Raw genomic sequence first — 16,155 nt, 5'->3', positions numbered from 1 at the left:
CACTTTCTCTCACGCTCCCGCCCGAGAACGCGCCCACCTTTACACATCCACCCGGCACCTGCGTCCACCTCCACGCTCCGGACTGGCAGTGCCAGCCACCTCCACACTCCCCCTGACAACGACACCCATCCCCGCACTCCCGCCCCGCAGCGGCGTCCACCTCCACATCCACCCGGCAACGGCACCCGCCCCCACACTCCCCCGAGCACCGCGTCCACCTCCACACATCCACCCGACAGCGGCAGCCACCCCAAACATCCACCCGGCAACGGCACCCGCCCCCCCACGCTCCCACGCGGCTTCCATGCAGACCTCCTTGCTCCGGCGGTCCACATCCGCATTCCGGGGAACCATTGCGCCACCAGGGTGAACGCGCGCACCGGATTCCGGCATACCACCCGAACCCACCTGTCTTCCGCCGAGTTCGTCGCGTCTCGTCTTGACTTGCCAGTGGTCTAGTCCAATGCTTACCGCACCCGCTCCGCTCGACAGCTCGGAGGACAGATGCGAAGAAGCAGACTGGCCGCCACTTTCGTCGCCGCCACCACAGTGTTCGGAACGGCCGGTGCGCTGGCCGCCACTGCGGACGCGCAGCCGGAAACGGCCGCGCTCGGCAGTAACTGGTATGCCTCGGCGCCATACCTGATGCCACAGAGCAACAATCCGCCCGACCCGGTGACCGTGATGAACGCGACCGGGCAGAAAGCGTTCCAGCTCGCCTTCATCCTCGCGCCCGACGACAGCGGCTGCTCGCCGACCTGGGACGGCACCACCGCACTATCGGACGACGCGGCGGTCGCGGGCGCCATCAGCAAGATCCGCTCGAACGGCGGGGACGTGTCGGTCTCGGTCGGCGGCTACGGCGGTACGAAGCTCGGTCAGACCTGCGGCACCGCCGATGCCACCGCCGCGGCGTACCAGCAGGTCGTCACGAAATATCAGCTCAAGGCCATCGATTTCGACCTGGAAGAACCGGAGTACGAAAGCTCCGCGGCGATCGCCAATGAATTGGGTGCGGCGAAAAAACTGCAGGCGGACAATCCGGGCCTGTTCGTGTCGGTGACCATGCCGGGCACTTCGGCCGGCACGGGATGGTTCGGCACTCAGCTGCTGGATCAGGCGAAATCGATCGGCTTCAGTCCGGCGAACTTCTCGATCATGCCGTTCGACGGAGGGTTCAACGGCGCCTCTTCCCAAGTGTCGGCCTTGGAAGCGTTCCACGGCCTGCTCGAAAGCCACCTCGGCTGGGACAGCGCCACCGCGTACGCGCACGAAGGTTTTTCCGGGATGAACGGCAAATCAGATTCCGCGGAGATCTTCACCGTTTCGGATTTCCAGACCGTGTATGACTACGCGACGAGCCACAAGCTCGGCCGGTTCACTTTCTGGTCGGTGAACCGGGACCGTCCGTGCGTGGGCACGACAGACAACGGCGTGTGCTCGAATGTGGCGCAGAACGACTGGGACTTCACGAAGTTCACCACGAAGTTCGCCGGGGCCACGCCGCCTCAGGCGGACCCGCCCACGAGCGACCCGACGAATCCCCCGGCCACCTGCAGTGCATCGGAATGGCAGAAGTCGCAGGCCTACTCGGGCGGCACCATCGTTTCCCACAACGGACACCGATGGACTGCCAAGTGGTGGACCCAGGGCGAAGAACCCGGCACCACCGGTGTGTGGACCGACAACGGCTCCTGCTGATCCGATCCGCGCCCACCGCCCGCACCCGGTGGTGGGCGCGGATCGTCCGACGGCACCGACTTCCGGAATTCAGGGACGGACACCCCGCAAATGCGTATTGGCACGCCGTACATCGGCGGCCAGCGCCGGGATCTCGAGGACCTGCCGCCCGGCCGCGGTGAGCTGCTCCACGCCTTCGGCGTCGACGAACAGCACCGGCTCACGCCACGCCGTGACCACCCGCGGAATCGGCGTCTCCAGGATCAGCTGGGTGCAGCTCTTCGGATGCGACGCACGGGCGCTGCACGGTTCGAGCGAACTGTAGATGGTCGCCTCGGCCAGCCGTGGATCGTCCGGGGAGAGCTTCGCGAGCGCAGCCTCCTCAGCGTGATTACGCGGGTCGCCTTCGCCCGAATGTCCGGTGGCGAGCACGGTCCCGTCCGGCAACCCGACGACCGCCCCGACCCGGAACGTCGAACTTGGCGGGCACCGGTCCGCGAGCTCGATCGCCTGCCGCAACCACCGCACGTCCTGCGAGGACGGTTCGGCGGCGGCCCGGTAGCGCAGCACCGCGACGTCGCCGAGCCGCCGCGCCTCAGCGAGCTCGAGCGGCCGCGGAAACGCGCCGTCGCTCAGAAACCGCGGCGCCCGCGAATCGCCGACCACGACCGGAGCGACGGCCAACCGCAACTCATCGGCGAGACCGGCAACGAGGAACTGAGTGTGCACAGCCGCACCGCCCTCGACCAGCAACGTCCGCACTCCTCGCGCGGCGAGATCATCGAGAACCCACTCCAACCGCGGCCCCCCACGGCCCGCAATGCCGCTCCGCCCACCCGCCTGCACACCACCCACAACTCCGCCGGCACCGCCGTTGCCGCCGGCACCGTCTGTGCCGTCTGTGCCGCCGCTGCCGCCGGCACCGTCTGTGCCGTCTGTGCCGTCTGTGCCGCCGCTGCGGTCTGTGCCGCCGCTGGCGCCCACGCGTTCGCTGTCGCCACTGGCGCCTGTGCCGCCGTTGTAGTCCGTGCCTCCGCTGGCGTCCGTGCCGCCGCTGTAATCCGTGCCGCCGCTGTGGTCCGCGCCGCCAATGACGCCCGTGCCTTCGCCATAGCCACTGGCGTCCACGCCGCCGCTGTCGCCGCCGTCGCCACTGGCGCCCGTGCCGTCGTTGTAGTCCGTGCCCTGGCTGGCGTCCGCGCCAGCGCTGTAATGCGTGCCGCTACTGACGTCCGTGCCCCCGCGGTGGTCCGTGCCTCCGCTGGCGCCCACGCCGTCGCTGTCGCCATTGCCGTTGGTGTCGGCACTTCCGTCGACACCGTCCTCGCGGGCGCCATCGCCAGCACCGGTACCGCGGTCACCACTGTCGCCGCCCGGCGGCGAATCGGTGACGGCCATGGCGTCGCGCCGCGCATCTCCGGCCTCGGCTCCCACACCAACCGCACCGCCATGCGAATCATCACCGACCGCGCCCACCGCCGTCCCGCCTGACTGATCCTCAGCGCCCGGCACGCGGTCCACACCACGATCCAGCTGATCATCGGCGCCCGGCACGTCGTCCGCACGACCATCCGGCCGGTCGCCGCGGCCTGGCAGATCTGCCCCACGGCTGCGCGATTCGTCACCCGCACTCGCCAGTGATCTCGCCACGTCGCCTGGCTGATCCGCAGGGCCCACGGACGCACCGACCGCGGGATCCGGCAGTGCGTTCCCCGCCTCCGGTGGCGAGCTGGGCACGACGGTCGCGACCGCGGCCAGCGCCTCCGCGACGCCCGGCGGCGCGTAGACCAGCTTCGGTCCGTTCCCCGTCGTGAAGAACCGGGCAGCCGGGTCGAGTTCACCGCCGGCCGTGATGGTCACCTTGATCGGCTGCTCCGGCTTGCCTGCCGCGATCCGCTGCCGGCGCAGTTCGGGAGAACGCACGAGCAGGCGCGGGTTGTCGGCCCGCACCGTGCCCGCCCCGACGAGAATCGCGTCGGCTTCGGCGCGCAGGCGGTCGACTTCCGCGAAATCGTCCTCATTGGACAGCAGCAGCCGGGTCTCGCTCGCGTCGTCGAGGTAGCCGTCGAGGGATTGCGCCGCGGACAGCACGACGTACGGCCGCTCAGTCATCGGCCAGTCCGGTGGAGTGCATACGATGCCTGGCCGCGATCATGCCGGTAGCACAGCGTATTGGCGCACGTAGAGATCGGTGTACGTCACCGGCCCACGCGGTCCCGGGACGCGGTCCAGGTTGATCCCCGTTTCGGGGACAGCGAGCAGTGTGAAGCCGTCGAGCAGCCGGGTCGGCGCGTTCCAGAACACACCGGTGCCGGTGTAGCCGTCGAAGAAGGCTTCGGCCGCGGCCGGGTCCTCGGTGGCGATTCCCGCGGCCAGGCCCGAGGTGCGCTCGTTCGCGATCTCGACCGCGTCGGCCAGGCCGCCCACCTTTTCCACCGTGACGGTCGCCTCTTGCTCCGCATCAAGCGCCCACTCGTAGCCGATCGGATGCTCGTGGGGCGCGAGAGAAGGCGTGACCCCCCGCTCGGCCAGCGCCGACTCGATCGAGGGCCACACGGCGCCGTGCACCCCCTCGTGAATCAGCAGCAGGTTCAGCCGGTTGCACACGCCGAGCCGGTCGAGGCTCGAGTACACGAGATCGCGCGCCTTGCCGGCGTCGGCGGCGGCGTCCACGTACAGCACGCCGCCGCCGTCCGCGTGCGCCAACGTCCGCACCCCGTGCACAGCGGCCTCGGTGGCGAGCGCGCGAGTGCTGTCGCCACTGCCACGCAGAATCACCAACGGCACCAGCTCCGGCAACCGCACCAACGCCGACGCGGCCTCCCGCTCGACTCGCGGCACGAGCTGCACCACGTCCGGGTCGATCCCGGCGTCCTCGAGCGCCGGCGCGATCACCGTGTCCCGCAGCCGTTGCGCGGACCCGAGCGCAGCCGATCCAGTACGCAGGACGCCACCGTTGCGCGACTTCACGAGCTGCGAAGCCACGTCGACGGTCACGTTCGGCCGCGCCTCGTAGTTGGCCCCGATCACGCCGACCGGACGACGCCGCTCGATCAGCCGTAGCCCGCCGTCCAAGGTCGACACGTCGACGGACCGCTCCTGGTGCGGCGCCCCGGCCAGCAGCCGGAGCTGCCCGGCCATCCCGTCGAGCCGCTCGGGGGTGATGGTGAGCCGATCGAGCAGCCCGGCGCTCATCCCCTCCGACTGCGCCTTGGCGACGTCGGCCCGGTTGGCCTCGAGCACCACGTCCCGGTGCCCGGCCAGCCTCTCCGCCATGTTCAGCAGCGCCGCGTCCACCGCCTCGGCCCCAGCCGCCGCCAACGACGGCGCGGCCGCCTTCGCCGCCCGCGCACACGCCTCGACGGCCTTCGCGACCTCGTCCATCGTTTTGCTCCCTCCGCAGGTCAGGCAGACGTCCAGTCTGCCGCATCCGTCCATATCGGGAGACGACGGGCCCATTCCTCGGGACGCTCAGGCCCCGGCCGCGTCGGGCCGCCGTCACCCCGGCGGGTCACTCCGGCGGCGGTCACCGCTGCCCGGCACACGCCACCTGCCGACGGTGGCTGCCACGGGCGTGGCCGCGGCGCCTCTGCACCCTCGGCGCCAAGCAACCATGCCGCGAAGCCGCGGGCGACCGATTTTCCGTCACCGAACTGCCGCCACGAGGCTCACCGGCCGGAGCAGTCGCCCACACGCCCAGAACCGCCGGCGCCCAACCGAGCCCAAGCCCTTGCCGGCGACCAGGCCACCCCGACGCAACCGGCTGGCGATCAGGTCAACACGACGCGACCCGTCCGGCGGACCAGGCCATCACGACACAGCCGTCCGCCGGACCAAGTCACCACGACGCAAGCCGTCCGGCAGACCAGGCTCCACGACGCAGCCGTCCAGCGACGACGCCACTCGACACAGCCGGCCAGCGACCAGGCCACCCCGACGCAACCGGCCGGCGACCAGCCCACCACGACGCAACCGGCTGGCGATCAGGCGGCGAGTGGCTGCAGCAACCACAATCCGCCCGCGATGACGCAGCTGACCGTGAGCACGCCGAACACCAGTACCCACAGCACCGCCGGCACGCCGGTGAGCCGGCCCAGCTGGTCGGCGTCGGAGTCGCGGGCCTGACCGATCCGCCGTTTGACCTGCAGCTCCACCACCGGCCGGACCCCGCCGAACAGCAGGAACCAGGTCAGCAGGTACACGAACGGTGCCTGGACCACCTCCGGCGCCACCAGTGCCACGAGCCCCAGCACGACCGCGCTCGCGACCACCGAGAACACGCCGTATGCGTTGCGCACCATGACCAGCACACCCAGCAGCAACAACGCGATCAGCACCAGCACGGCCGTGACCTGGTCGGCGCCGACCAGGCTCGCGAACAGCAGACCCAGCACCGAGGGCGCGATGTAGCCGGCCATCGCGGTGAACGCCATGCCAGGCCCCTCCGGCTTGCCCCGGGACACCGTGACGCCGGACGTGTCCGAGTGCAGCCGGATCGACCGCAGCCGCCGCCCGACCATGACCGCGGCGAGGGCGTGGCCGGCCTCGTGGACGATCGTGACGACGTTGCGCGCGAACCGCCACGGCGTCCCGCCGACCAGCACGATCAGTAACGCGACGCCACCGGCGACCAGGGTGATCACGCTCGGTGTGTTCGCCTGCTCCAGCGCCGCGCCGACCGCTCCGGTGTCCGTCGCCGCAGCGGCACCGGAGAAATCTCCGGCAGCTGGACGGACACCGAGGACCGACGAAACAGCGAGCGCAGGCGTCATCACGCGGACACCTCACCACAGGGCACATCTGGCCCTTGTGAGCGCCCCGGCACGTCCCGTTCGCGGCTGTTCGGTATGGGCGCGGCTCACTCCATCACAGCTCCTTTCTCCCCACGGATTCCGCACCGACCGGGTTCAGCTCACCATCGCGCTCCCTCCACAGACGCCTCCTGATCTACCCGCCAGAGGTGCGCGACCCACGACCGGTACGGGCGCCACTCGCCGGCCAGCTCTTCGAGGTTTTGGACCGGACTGTCGGGCGGCAGCGAGTACTGCTCGTGCAGGAAACGATGGAGCCGGGTGTCCAGGCGGGGGAACAGATCGGGATGTCCCGCGCCGTTCTGGAGGATCTGTTCCGCGGAGAACGCGCCGATTCCCGGGATCGCGCGCAAGCGCGCCAACGCCTCGGCGATGGGCAACGCACGCAGCTCCTCCGCCTCGAGTCTGCCCTCGACCGCTGCCCTCGCCACCGCACGCAACCGCGCGAGACGGAACCGTCCCAGCCCGGGCTCCTCGGTCAATCCGGCCAGCGCCTGAGGCACCGGGAAGGACGCCAGCCGGACGCCCTCGTGCTCGATGACCCGGCCATATCGCCCGACCAGCCGTTGCCGGCAGCGCTCGGCCTGCGCGACCGGCCTTCCTTGGGTGAGCACCGCCCAGCAGGCTGCCTCGTAGGGCGACGAGAACAACACCGGGCGCACCCCCGGGTGCCGAGCCATCAGCCTTCGCGCGATCGGATCCCGCGTAGCCACTTCCAGGAAGCTCGCCGCATCGACGTCGAGCGAGAACATCCGGCGCACCTGCCCGACCACTCGCGCGGCCACCTCCACTGGAGCGATCACCTCGACCTCCACCATGCCGGGGCAGCTCTGCCGGATCAGCGCGCCGGCATGGACCCAGGGCCCTTCCACAGGAAATGCCAGGCGCACGGCACCCGGCCCGGCGGATCCGTGCTGCACGAGCCGGCGGGCCGCAGCGGCGAGGTCGAAGGCGCCACGCACGGCGATCTCACCGGCGGGCAGGTCGATCGGGTTCAGGATCGGGGCGGTCATCAGCAATTCTCCTCACTGGTCCTCCGCAGGTCGGAGGACGTGCTGACGACGTTAGAAACGACCACCGACAAACTCGCCCGTCGAACGCCTGATCGGCGCTATCTTCACTCGGACGAGTTATGCGAGCAGGCCGCATACTGCCGATACCCGAACGAGAGGAGCCCCGTGCCCCCGCACCCGAGCGCCCAGCAGCGGCTCACCGCCCTGGTGCGCGAACCGGCCCCCTCCGCCAGCGGATTCGTCGACGTCCTGGGCGAAGCGCCGCAAGCAGGACCACCGACCGGGCTCACACAACGGCTGATGAGCACCACCCTGCTACCTCAGGTCTACGAGCACTACTGGCGGCCGCTGCTCGGCCGCGTGCTGAAAGGCGTAACCGGCCCCAGCATGGACGGCGAAGTGCGACTCGCGACCGAACTGCTCGACCTTCGGCCCGGCGAAGTCGTCCTCGATGTCGCCTGTGGCACCGGCAGGTTCACCCGCACCTTCGGCACCGCCGTGGGCCCGGACGGACTCGCCATCGGCCTCGACGGAGCGCGTGCCATGCTCGACCGCGCCCTCGCGGAATCCAATCCACCTGCCGTCGCCTACCTTCGCGCCGATGCCGTCGAACCGCCGCTCGAGCCGTCCACTGTGGACGCAGTGTGCTGCTTCGCTGCATTGCACATGTTCGCCGAACCCGAGCGCGCCCTCGACTCCTTCGCCCGGCTCCTTCGCCCCGGCGGGCGAATCGTGTTGCTGACGAGTGCCCGGCGCGACTGGCAACCGGCCAGGCTGGCAGACACCGCAGGCGGAATCCTCAGCGGGCAGCGGATGTTCGACCGCGGCGAAATCGCGGCGAGCTTGCGGGCCCGTGGCTTCGGCCAGGTGCGGGCGCGGTACTTCGGGGTGGCCCAGCTCGTGTCCGGACGGGTCGACGCCCTCGAGTGATCGGTTTCTGTCGTAGCCCGGGGCTAGCATTCGCTCCATGACCCACACCGAGCCCATCCCGCCCGACGACAGCCACCTGCGTGCCCTGCTCGAGGCCACCGCCGAAGCCGTGGCCTCGGCCGAACCGCTCGGCTCCGAGCATGCTGGAGCCGCCGCGGATGTCCGGGCCACCGTCGAACGGGAAGTCCGGGCGCGAGCGGACGAACTGGTGGCGCTGAGCCAGGATCTGCACGCACATCCGGAAGTGGGGTTCGCCGAGCACCGATCGGTGCGAGCGCTTGCCGAGTTGCTGCGTGCGCACGGCCACGAGGTGACGGTGGGACTGGGGGGTTTGGACACGGCGTTGCAGGCCGGCACCGCCGACCGCGGCGGGCCGCACATCGCGGTCCTGTCCGAGTACGACGCGCTGCCCGGGCTCGGGCACGGTTGCGGGCACAACGTCATCTGCACTGCCGGCGCCGGCGGGTTCCTGGGCGCGGCAGTGGTCTCAGAGCAGCTCGGCGGGCGCGTCTCGCTCGTGGGCACGCCCGCGGAGGAAGGCGGCGGCGGCAAGGAAACCCTCGCCCGGGCGGGCGTGTTCGACGACGTGGACGCGGTGATCATGCTGCATCCGTTCAGCCACGACATCGCGCTGCACCCGTTCCTCGGAAGGCGCCAGCTCGAAATGGTGTTCCACGGGGTCGGCGCGCACGCGTCCGCGCAACCGTTCATGGGCCGCAACGCGCTCGACGCGGCGGTGGCCGCCTATCAGGGAGTCTCGGCCCTACGTCAGCAGCTACCGTCGACCGACCGGGTGCACGGCGTCTTCACCGATGGCGGCGCGCGGCCCAACGTCATCCCGGCCCGGGCGGCGGTGTTGTTCTACCTGCGCTCGGCCGACCCGGAAACGCTACGCGACCTGGCGCGCCGGATGACCTCGATCGCCCACGGCGCGGCCGAGATGACCGGATGCGGGGTCGAGCTGCACTGGGACAGCCAGCCGGCGTACCTGCCGATCCGGTTCAACACCACGCTGGCCGGCCGGTGGTCGGTCAACCAAGAGGGCACCGGCCGCACCCCGCTTCCGCCGGGCATCGTCCCGGAATTCCTGACCGGGTCGACGGATCTGGGCAACCTGTCCTACCGGATGCCTTCGCTGCACCCGATGATCGCCGTCGCGGAATCGACGGTTGCTTTGCACACCAAGGAGTTCGCCGAGGCAGCCGGGTCCCCTGCCGGAGACAAGGCGGTGGTCGACGGTGCGCTGGGGCTGGCGCTGACGGCCGCGGACTACCTGGCCGACCCGGATCTACGGCAGGCAGTGCACGACGAGTTCGAAGCCTCGGGAGGTGCATGGGACGTACCCAGGTTCTTCGACTGAGCTGCGCCGATCCCCCGTGGCTGGCGTTCTGGTCTGCCGGATGCGGCGGCAGGTGCCGCGCCGGTGAGTTCGCGGGGTGCCGGCGAGCTTGGCTGAGGGAGACCTGAGGATTCTCAGCTGATTCTTCTCAGCAAAGCCCCAGGTGTTTCCACAGGCTTTTCACAAGCATCGGCGCGAATCTTGAGACATGAGCGAGAACGAGAGCCGGCCCGGCACCGGTGGGCACGAGCCGCACCAGAGCAGTGAGCAGCCGTACGGTCAGTACGGAAACCAGCCGACGGCCGGGCCGTACCCGTTCGTTCCAGGGCAGGCGCCCGCACCGCAGGACGGAGGGCCACGAATCGGGCACACGGCTGCGCCGTACGCGCCCCGGCCGCCGGCTCCGGAAGCTGGACCCGTCGCGGCACGGCAGGCCGGGCAGCCGGCGGCGTCCTACGACGACCAGTCGTGGACACCGCACACCGGACAGCCGTCGACACTGCACACGGGACAGCCGTCGACACTGCACACGGGACAGTCGTCGACACCGCACAGGGGACGCTCGGCGGCGGCCCGCAGCGACCAGCTTTCGGCGATGCAAACCGCGAGGTCTGCACCGCCCACCACCGGCGATCCAGCGGCGTCCCACGTCCTACAGCAGGCAGCACCGCTCGTCGGAGGCTCGGTAGCGCCGCACGGCGGACAGCTTTCACCACCCCAAGCCACACAGTCGACAGCGCCCCACTCCGCTCCATCGGCAGCACCGCAAGCCGGCCGGTCGGCAGCACCATTCACCGGCCGGACGTCGGCAGGCGGGACCGTACCGCCGCACGGTGGGCAGCCGCCGGTCGCGCTTGCCGGACCGTCGCGGAGGCGGCCCGGGCGACTCACCGCCATCGTCGGTGCGACCGCGCTGGCGGCGGCACTCATCGGCGGCGGGGCGGGAGCGGCGATCGTCGGGCTCACCGGAAGTGACTCCGCCGGATCGGCGTCCACCTCGTCGGTCACCGGGCAGACCGTCAGCAGCACCACCTCCTCCGGCGACGTCAGCGCTGTCGCGGAGAAGGTCGTGCCCAGCGTCGTGCAGGTGAACGTCACCACCTCGCAGGGCGAGGCAATCGGGTCCGGCGTGATCCTCAGCTCCGACGGCCGGATCCTCACCAACGCACACGTGGTCGAGGGTGCACGGAACGTCACGATCACCACATCGGACGGCAAGGAGTACCAGGCGACCGTCGTCGGCTCGGACACCAAGGGCGATATCGCGGTGGTGCAGGCGCAGGGGGCCGAGGGACTCACCGCGGCGACCCTCGGTGACTCCGGCAAGCTCGCCGTCGGCCAAGAGGTCGTGGCGATCGGCTCGCCCGGCGGGCTGCAGAACACGGTGACCACCGGCATCGTCAGCGCACTCGACCGGCCGCTTTCCGACGTCGGCAACGGTGGCGAACAGCAGCAGGAGTCGCCGTTCGGCCGGCAGACCTCGAACGAGACGTCCGGCCCCAGCTACACCGCGATCCAGACGGACGCCTCGATCAACCAGGGCAACTCGGGTGGCGCGCTGGTCGACGCCCAGGGCCAGGTGATCGGGATCAACTCCGCGCTCTACAGCCCGAGCGCGTCGGCGAACGGTTCGGCGGGCAGCGTCGGCATCGGCTTCGCCATCCCGATCAACGATGCCAAGAAGATCGTGGACCAGATCGTGAACGACTGACCCGGACTCGGGACGGACCGCGGTCGGGGCGGCCCGTCCCCCACCTCACCTGTCGGGGCAGTGAGGTGACGAAAGCCGCTCTCCCTGGGAATCGGGGCCCAGGGAGAGCGGCGTACTCCGCTCCGGGGCACCGCACGGCACCGTGTGCCGAACCACCTGGAAGAAGCCGCATCGGGGTTCCCGTCGTCACCGAAGGAGGCCGAAGTCACATCTCCACACCCAGCACAACGCGCCGGATGCCCAGGTGAGAGCGCCGATGTCCCTGTGCCGAGTTAAGGTGGGGCGGGTGAACGACCATCTTGTCTGGATCGACTGCGAGATGACGGGGCTCGACCTCGGCAAGGACGCGTTGATCGAAATAGCCGCACTGGTCACCGACGCGGACCTCAACGTCCTCGGCGACGGCGTGGACATCGTCATCCACGCCGATGACGCCACCCTCGACGGCATGCCCCAGGTCGTCCACGACATGCACGCGAAGTCCGGCCTCACCGAGGAGGTGCGGGCCTCAGCAGTGAGCCTCGCCGAGGCCGAGCAGCGCGTTCTCGCCTACATCCGCGAGTTCGTGCCCGACCCCGGCACCGCACCGCTGGCCGGCAATTCCATCGCGACCGACCGCGGCTTCATCTCGCGCGACATGCCGGCGCTGGACGGCCACCTGCACTACCGCATGGTCGACGTGTCGTCGGTGAAGGAGCTGGTCCGCCGCTGGTACCCGCGGATCTACTACGCCAAGCCGGAGAAGGGCCTCGCCCACCGTGCCCTGGCCGACATCAAGGAGTCGATCGGCGAACTCGACTACTACCGCAGCATCGCCTTCGTCCCCCAGCCCGGCCCGACCAGCGACGAGGCCAAAGCCGCCGCCGCCGAAGTGCAGGAACGCCACCAGAGGTGACCCGCTGAACCCCCGACGCGAGGGCACGCTAGGATTACCGGCAGCAAGGTGATCGCAGGATCCCTGAGCCGATGGTGGGCGTAGCTCAGCTGGTAGAGCACCTGGTTGTGGTCCAGGAGGTCGCGGGTTCGAGCCCCGTCGTCCACCCCAGCACCCCAGTCCGTGTGAGGTTCGTACGCGGGCTGGGGTTTTTTCTGTCCCCGCCCACTTGCGCCTCGCCCGCCCACCGCCCCCTGGCGCGGTAACGGGACCCCCCCTGGAACGCCGCCTGAACGTGCTGCTAATCTTTTCCACGTCGCCGAGGGAAACCACGGCGGCGGCAAGCACCAGGCGCCATTAGCTCAATTGGCAGAGCAGCTGGCTCTTAACCAGCGGGTTCGGGGTTCGAGTCCCTGATGGCGCACAGTTCTGAATCGAAGCCCATCTGCAGGGTTCCTTCATCACGGGGATCTTGCCGGTGGGCTTTGATCATGAGTGGGGCCGGCGTGGGGCCGAATGCGGCCGCACCAGTCGAAGGTGCTTCTTAGCCACCCGCCCCTGGCTGCGGCGTCCCTTTCCGCGTCGGCGCTGTTTTCTCCTTCCTCTTCTCGCAAGGCGATCGCAGTGTCGTGGGCGGCCTCCAACACCAGCGTCGCGGTTGCCTCGGCAGCGCGATGAGCCAGACAAGGCAGCACGCTCGTGTAGGTGTCCGCGGTGAGCACGATGCTGGAGTGCCCGAGCATCGCCTGCACGACCTTCAGATCGTTGCCCGCAGCCAACGACAAGCTCGCCGCGCCATGCCGCAGATCGTGCAACCGGACCGGCGGCAAACCCGCCTCCACCAACAATCTCGTGAACGTGTGCGTCACATACCCCGGGCTCAACGGCCCACCCTCCCGGTTGGCGAACACGAACCCGACCGGCTCACCACCGTCACCGTGCCGCCGCTGCGACCGAAGCACCCGCAACGCCGCCACCAGGCCATGATCCAACGCCACCGTGCGCACGCTCGCCTCGGTCTTCGGCGGACACACCACTGTGCGGCCACCGCGGTCCTGGACCTGGTGCGACACCTGCACCACTCCAGCATCCAGGTCGAGATCGCACCACCTCAGCCCCGCTACCTCGCCACGCCGCAACCCGAGCAACGCCACCGACAGATACAGCACGTACAACGGATGACCGCGAGCATGCTCCAGGAATTCAGCCGTCTGCCTCGCCGTCCACACCGCCACCGGCGGACGCTCCCCGGTAGCCCGCCAATGCGCCACCCGCGCATCCGTCCACACCACCGCACGCGGCCGCCGCCCCGACGGCAACTCCACCAGATGCGCCGGATTCCGCTCGATCAAACCCACCCGGATCGCGCCGTTCAACGCCGCATGCAACGTGCCCCGGATCCGCACGAACGTCGCCGGCGACAACGGCCGCTGTCGCGTCGCGTTCGCCCGGACGAGCCCGACGAACATCGCCTGAACCCGCCACCGTCAATGACCGCAACGGCACGCTCCCCAGACACGGCTTTAGATAGTCGTCCACCTGCTGCGTGTACAGCCGACGCGTGTTGAAACTCAAGCTCTGCCTCATCTCCAACCAAATGTCCAGCCACTGTCCCACCATCACCGCACTCCGCCCCGGAACCACATCCGCCCCCAGCAGATACGCCCTGGCCTGCTCGGCAGCGGCACGGGACCGGAAACCGCCGCGGCGCACCCGATGCCGACGACCGTCCCGGCCGCACGGCAACTCCAGCGAGAAATACCAACTCCCATGACCCCGCTTCCGCAACCGAGGACAACGCCCGCCACCCGCTTCACTTCGCGTCCTGCAACCGCACCGCTTGTACACCGCCGCTCGCCTCATCACGACCTCCTTGCCGAACACCCCCAGCGTGCGCCTCCGTCTCTTCAACCACCACACGCTGCTCGCGGGGATAGCCTGGGCGAATGACCAGCGCCCAGCGACGCCGCCGCAGAGTCAAAGTCACCGTCGAAGCGATCGTCGACATCACCGACGAGAACGCACTCGAACAAGCCGCCATCGCCGACATCGAAACAACACAGTTCTCCGTCTTGCCCGGCAGCGACCTCACTGTCGCGCAGGTCCGGCAGCACGAGCAGGATCACATCCGCGGCGACGCCGTCGCCGCCGTGCAATGATTCATCGACGCCGGCGCGATCATCGACGATCGCCCCGGCGTCGAATTCGTCGAAGCCACCGAGTCCGCCATCGAGATCGACGAACACGACATACCACTCTCGGTCTGGCCACAGTTCGCAGAACTCTTCCCCCTCTGCACCTGCGGCGCGGACACCTGCGACCAGTGCAGCGACTTCCAAGTGACACCACGAACAGCAGCAGCCCTGTGGACCGCTGTAGGTCTCCTCGCCGACCATGCCTACGACGATGTGCTCGAACACGGCGACCAGCACGCGGACGACGCCGGCGACTGGCCCGAACCCCGCTGCCCAGCCGAAGAAACGGCCCTGCACCTCATCCTGCGCTACGCGGAATCCGCCGTCGACGACGACTGGGCCAGCCTCACCGGACGCTACGCGGACCTGCCGGAGCACAAGGACAACCACAACTGGAACATGCTCACCGAAATACTCTTCCAAGACACCGACATACTCGCGCTGTTCAGCAAACGACTCGACGGCATCGAAGACCCCGACACCGACCAAAACCGAAAACTCGGCATCGGCGACTACCGGCCCCAAGCCTGGTTCGAATGGTTCCTCAATGTGGAACCGCGGAACCCTGGACGACCCTTCCGCCGCTGAACGAGATGAACGCCAGATTACCGTCGAACTTGCTCACCACCCCCGGCATGTGCTCCGCGCGCGCATACAGAATCGCGGTCTTTACTTGTGCACGGAATCCGCATCAGGTCCTATCAGATGACTGCCTGGCCGTCGCAGCCGTTCCTCACCAGTTTCGACCACTTGGCAGTGTCTGCTTACCCGCTGAAATCGATCAGGTGCGAGACCGCGACCGTGCGGACCCCGGCATGCTGGGCGACGGTGCCGACTTCGTCCACCAGAGTGCAGGCCTTCAGCATGTGGTTTTCACGCAGCGGACATCCCGGCCTTGGCACGGCCGACAGCGGCACCGCACCGGCGGCGTCACGAGCTCGTGAACCCGGCGCGCGTGCGCAAGCCTGCGCTGGGTTAACGAGTTCCGTCCTCGCCACGCTCGGCATATCGTGACGCGGTGACGACCGAACTGGACAAGGGGCCTGGTGCCGGGCCGATGCTTGTGTGTGACCTCGACGAAACACACACGTACACCACATTTCCTTGCGCTGCGGGATATGCGGACCGCCAACGGGCGCGAGGAGACCACCGGTGCCGGTAAAGGCAACAACTCGTGGATCGGTCTTGCAATGGGCATGATCGTGCTCGACATCCTGTCCACCACCGACCAGGACGAAAAGGTCGGCGTCCGATTCCGGCGCCTGCTCACCAAGCACGGCATCAGCGCAAACGACGCCGCCCTCATCTACAAGTTCCGGTGCACGCTGCACCATGCCTACGGCATACCCAAACCCGTGACGGTCGGCAATCGCAACTTGTTCGCCACGGCCGCTGCCGGGGCGTATGCCGTCGACACACGTCGCTCGGACCGCGTTCTGATCAGCGTTCCCGTTTTCTGCGGTCGACTCGTCGAGCGCATCGCGTACGAGGCCGCGCCGACGTGGCACGGCCCAGCTCTCATCGACACGTACGTACAACTCGGATAGGCACCCGAGATCCGCCCCTTGTACGGTGCCAAAACCGGCGACTCGGTCCGGGACC

The 16,155-nt window shown here is 69.1% G+C and carries 13 protein-coding genes, 2 tRNA genes and 1 pseudogene; 9 read left to right on the top strand and 7 right to left on the bottom strand.

Annotated features, from left to right (window positions below):
* Positions 1-549: 549 nt before the first annotated feature.
* Entirely contained in the window at positions 550-1,701 is a 1,152-nt protein-coding gene (locus BJY18_RS33695) for a chitinase (RefSeq protein ID WP_312874052.1), read from the top strand.
* Positions 1,702-1,770: 69 nt separating this feature from the next.
* Here the strand turns inward: BJY18_RS33695 and BJY18_RS38170 are convergent, their stop codons facing one another.
* The 5 genes and pseudogenes from BJY18_RS38170 to BJY18_RS33670 all read right to left on the bottom strand — a co-directional run bounded on the left by BJY18_RS38170 (position 1,771) and on the right by BJY18_RS33670 (position 7,504).
* Positions 1,771-3,078: a dihydrofolate reductase family protein gene (locus tag BJY18_RS38170; protein ID WP_378272923.1), complete on the bottom strand. Its 1,308-nt coding sequence runs from the start codon at positions 3,076-3,078 to the stop codon at positions 1,771-1,773.
* A 297-nt stretch (positions 3,079-3,375) separates the two neighbouring features.
* Positions 3,376-3,792 (bottom strand): annotated as a pseudogene (locus BJY18_RS33685) (RibD family protein); the annotation flags it as partial.
* Between the two features lie 39 nt (positions 3,793-3,831).
* Positions 3,832-5,064, bottom strand: a complete 1,233-nt coding sequence (locus BJY18_RS33680; protein ID WP_184783880.1) for an aldehyde dehydrogenase family protein — start codon at positions 5,062-5,064, stop codon at positions 3,832-3,834.
* Positions 5,065-5,663: 599 nt separating this feature from the next.
* On the bottom strand, positions 5,664-6,452 hold the full coding sequence (locus BJY18_RS33675; RefSeq protein WP_246459057.1) for a M50 family metallopeptidase: 789 nt from the start codon (positions 6,450-6,452) through the stop codon (positions 5,664-5,666).
* A 140-nt stretch (positions 6,453-6,592) separates the two neighbouring features.
* On the bottom strand, positions 6,593-7,504 hold the full coding sequence (locus BJY18_RS33670) for a DNA-3-methyladenine glycosylase family protein (RefSeq protein ID WP_184783879.1): 912 nt from the start codon (positions 7,502-7,504) through the stop codon (positions 6,593-6,595).
* Positions 7,505-7,669: 165 nt separating this feature from the next.
* On the opposite strand from BJY18_RS33670, the gene BJY18_RS33665 reads away from it, so the two are divergent.
* From BJY18_RS33665 to BJY18_RS33640, 6 genes are all read left to right on the top strand, one after another.
* On the top strand, positions 7,670-8,434 hold the full coding sequence (locus tag BJY18_RS33665) for a class I SAM-dependent methyltransferase (protein ID WP_184783878.1): 765 nt from the start codon (positions 7,670-7,672) through the stop codon (positions 8,432-8,434).
* 37 nt (positions 8,435-8,471) lie between these two features.
* Positions 8,472-9,794 carry a M20 family metallopeptidase gene (locus BJY18_RS33660; RefSeq protein ID WP_184783877.1) on the top strand — a complete coding sequence of 441 codons (1,323 nt, stop codon included), beginning with the start codon at positions 8,472-8,474 and terminating at the stop codon, positions 9,792-9,794.
* 574 nt (positions 9,795-10,368) lie between these two features.
* Positions 10,369-11,484, top strand: coding sequence for a S1C family serine protease (locus BJY18_RS37230; RefSeq protein WP_446680355.1), 1,116 nt, complete (start codon positions 10,369-10,371; stop codon positions 11,482-11,484).
* A gap of 286 nt (positions 11,485-11,770) precedes the next feature.
* Entirely contained in the window at positions 11,771-12,379 is a 609-nt protein-coding gene (gene orn / locus BJY18_RS33650) for an oligoribonuclease (RefSeq protein WP_184783876.1), read from the top strand.
* A 74-nt stretch (positions 12,380-12,453) separates the two neighbouring features.
* A tRNA-His gene (locus BJY18_RS33645) sits at positions 12,454-12,529 on the top strand.
* Between the two features lie 180 nt (positions 12,530-12,709).
* Positions 12,710-12,782 (top strand) — tRNA-Lys (locus tag BJY18_RS33640).
* A gap of 37 nt (positions 12,783-12,819) precedes the next feature.
* Here BJY18_RS33640 and BJY18_RS33635 read toward each other — a convergent pair.
* Together BJY18_RS33635 and BJY18_RS33630 are read right to left on the bottom strand one after the other, a co-directional pair.
* Positions 12,820-13,734, bottom strand: coding sequence for a site-specific integrase (locus BJY18_RS33635; protein WP_184783875.1), 915 nt, complete (start codon positions 13,732-13,734; stop codon positions 12,820-12,822).
* A 531-nt stretch (positions 13,735-14,265) separates the two neighbouring features.
* Entirely contained in the window at positions 14,266-14,604 is a 339-nt protein-coding gene (locus BJY18_RS33630; protein WP_184783874.1) for a hypothetical protein, read from the bottom strand.
* A 93-nt stretch (positions 14,605-14,697) separates the two neighbouring features.
* On the opposite strand from BJY18_RS33630, the gene BJY18_RS33625 reads away from it, so the two are divergent.
* Both BJY18_RS33625 and BJY18_RS33620 read left to right on the top strand, forming a co-directional pair.
* The gene (locus BJY18_RS33625; protein ID WP_184783873.1) at positions 14,698-15,141 is read left to right on the top strand and encodes a hypothetical protein; all 444 of its coding nucleotides are present in this window, start codon (positions 14,698-14,700) and stop codon (positions 15,139-15,141) included.
* 530 nt (positions 15,142-15,671) lie between these two features.
* The gene (locus tag BJY18_RS33620; protein WP_184783872.1) at positions 15,672-16,100 is read left to right on the top strand and encodes a hypothetical protein; all 429 of its coding nucleotides are present in this window, start codon (positions 15,672-15,674) and stop codon (positions 16,098-16,100) included.
* The last annotated feature ends 55 nt before the right edge of the window (positions 16,101-16,155 follow it).

The sequence above is a fragment of the Amycolatopsis jiangsuensis genome (assembly GCF_014204865.1).
Classification (GTDB): Bacteria; Actinomycetota; Actinomycetes; order Mycobacteriales; family Pseudonocardiaceae; genus Amycolatopsis; species Amycolatopsis jiangsuensis.
The sequence above is the reverse complement of the archived record's forward strand: the minus strand, read 5'-3'. Positions and strand labels throughout refer to the sequence as shown.

Coding starts and splice junctions, on each gene's coding strand:
- BJY18_RS33680 (WP_184783880.1), bottom strand. CDS start 5,064: ATGGACGAGGTCGCGAAGGCCGTCGAGGCGTGTGCGCGGGCGGCGAAG.
- BJY18_RS33675 (WP_246459057.1), bottom strand. CDS start 6,452: ATGACGCCTGCGCTCGCTGTTTCGTCGGTCCTCGGTGTCCGTCCAGCT.
- BJY18_RS38170 (WP_378272923.1), bottom strand. CDS start 3,078: ATGGCCGTCACCGATTCGCCGCCGGGCGGCGACAGTGGTGACCGCGGT.
- BJY18_RS33620 (WP_184783872.1), top strand. CDS start 15,672: ATGCGGACCGCCAACGGGCGCGAGGAGACCACCGGTGCCGGTAAAGGC.
- BJY18_RS33660 (WP_184783877.1), top strand. CDS start 8,472: ATGACCCACACCGAGCCCATCCCGCCCGACGACAGCCACCTGCGTGCC.
- BJY18_RS37230 (WP_446680355.1), top strand. CDS start 10,369: ATGCAAACCGCGAGGTCTGCACCGCCCACCACCGGCGATCCAGCGGCG.
- BJY18_RS33670 (WP_184783879.1), bottom strand. CDS start 7,504: ATGACCGCCCCGATCCTGAACCCGATCGACCTGCCCGCCGGTGAGATC.